Genomic DNA, 1782 nt, shown 5'->3' on the forward strand with positions numbered 1-1782 from the left:
ACATGAAGGATCCTGCAAGGAAGGGGGCCGACCGAAGCGGGCCGGCGGCCCTGGCAGCGTCGCACAGGGCGGGCATGCCGCCAAATGGGCGTTCCGGGTACCAATCCGGCCCACTTTCACACGGCGACCGACACCGGGGGCCAACCTGTTCTAGAATTGGCAGGTTCAGAAAGCGATTCGCCCTCTACCCATGCCCTTTGTCGTCACCGAAAACTGCATCAAGTGCAAACACACCGATTGCGTGGAAGTGTGTCCCGTGGATTGCTTCCACGAAGGCCCGAACTTCCTGGTGATCGACCCGGACGAGTGCATTGACTGCACCCTCTGCGAACCCGAGTGCCCGGTCAACGCAATCTTCCCGGAAGACGATGTTCCCGCTGGCCAGGAAGGTTTCGTCGCCCTCAATGCAGAACTGGCGAAGGAATGGCCGGTGCTGACCGTGCGCAAGGACCCGCCGGCCGACGCCGGTGAGTGGGATGGCAAGCCGGACAAACTGAAGTTGCTAGAGCGCTGAGGCGCAGGCACCATGGCCCTGGTAGCTGCCAACCTTGGTTGGCACAAAGGCGCCGACCAAGGTCGGCCCCCACCACGGCAGGTACCAACCAGCAGGCAATGAAAAGGGCGCCCAGGGCGCCCTTTTCTGTTCTGGCCCTGGTAGCTGCCAACCTTGGTTGGCATAAAGGCGCCGACCAAGGTCGGCGTCTACCACGGCAGGTACGAACCAGCAGGGTCCGCGCCCATCGAGCCAGCCATTACTGGGCCAGCTTCGCCTTCAGTGCGGCAATCAGCTTCACCGGGGCTTCGGCGGTGGCCGGCAGGCCACGCGGGTCGACCGCGGAGATGTAGGCACCAGCGTCGACGGCGACCACGCGGACCAGGAAGTTGCTGCCTTCATAGGCCACGTCGTACGAACCCAGCAGCTGCGCGCGCGTGGCGATGGTCAGGCCTTCCACGCCTTCCAGCGCGGTACCGACCTTGGCGAAGGCTTCATCCTTGCTGCCGGCAATGGTGAAACCGGTGGCGCTGACGGCGGGGGTGGCGGCGGCCGGGGTGGCCGGCTTGGTCGCCGAGCTCAGGGTCGGTACCTGGTTGTTGCCGGCGCCTGCCGGCAGGTTCAGGTCCGGCGGCACTTCCAGCGGACGCACTTCCGGGGCCAGAGCGTAGTCGCCCTTGACGCCACGCTTGAAGCAACCGGTGGTGCCGGCTGCGGTGGCCACGGCAAGGAGCGCGAAGGACAGCACGCGGACGGCGGAAACGGATTGGCGCATGTGAATCTCCTGGATCAGACCAAGACGGAAGGTCAGTGGCTGGAAAGGGCTTCGAGGGCGGCGATATCGCCGGCGAGATGGTCGGCGGCAGGCGTGTGTGCGGCCGAAAGCGGCAGCAGCGGCAGGCGCAGATCGTGACCGATGCCGATCCGACGCAACAGCGCCTTGACCGGAATCGGGTTGGATTCGACACCGCAGAAGTCATGGAACGGCTGCAGGCGCGCGTCCCAGGATTCAACGGCTTCATGGTCGCGGGCAGCGGCCAGGTCGCACATCCGGCGATAGGCGCCGGGCAGCACGTTGGAACCGACCGAGATCAGACCGTCCATGCCGGCTTGGATCGAACGTGCGGCCGTGCCGTCATCGCCGGTGAGCACGGCAAAGGTCGGGCTGCGCAGGTCCAGCAGTGCCCGCACGCGGCCGGTATCGCCCACCGCTTCCTTGATGCCGACGATGTTCGGATGGCTGGCGAGCTCGGCCACGGTCTCCGGCAGCATGTCGCAGCCGGTACGGC

Annotated in this window: 3 protein-coding genes; 1 reads left to right on the forward strand and 2 read right to left on the reverse strand. The window is 65.9% G+C overall.

Going from position 1 to position 1782, the window contains the following annotated elements:
• The first annotated feature begins 190 nt into the window (after window positions 1–190).
• A complete protein-coding gene (gene fdxA / locus AB4Y84_RS20775) occupies window positions 191–514 on the forward strand; it encodes a ferredoxin FdxA (RefSeq protein WP_005409054.1) in 324 nt (107 codons plus the stop codon).
• A gap of 238 nt (window positions 515–752) precedes the next feature.
• Here the strand turns inward: fdxA and AB4Y84_RS20780 are convergent, their stop codons facing one another.
• Window positions 753–1268 (reverse strand): hypothetical protein, encoded by a 516-nt coding sequence (locus tag AB4Y84_RS20780; protein WP_312109717.1) that lies wholly within the window; start codon window positions 1266–1268, stop codon window positions 753–755.
• A gap of 32 nt (window positions 1269–1300) precedes the next feature.
• Window positions 1301–1782 (reverse strand): dihydrodipicolinate synthase family protein (locus tag AB4Y84_RS20785; RefSeq protein ID WP_442250831.1); only part of this gene is annotated, 482 nt, incomplete at its 5' end.

The organism is Stenotrophomonas sp. 2YAF22 (assembly GCF_052114665.1).
Taxonomy (GTDB): Bacteria; Pseudomonadota; Gammaproteobacteria; order Xanthomonadales; family Xanthomonadaceae; genus Stenotrophomonas; species Stenotrophomonas indicatrix.

What these genes read in the sequence shown, in the direction of transcription:
- fdxA (WP_005409054.1), top strand. Translation starts at nt 191, where the DNA reads ATGCCCTTTGTCGTCACCGAAAACTGCATCAAGTGCAAACACACCGAT.
- AB4Y84_RS20780 (WP_312109717.1), bottom strand. Translation starts at nt 1,268, where the DNA reads ATGCGCCAATCCGTTTCCGCCGTCCGCGTGCTGTCCTTCGCGCTCCTT.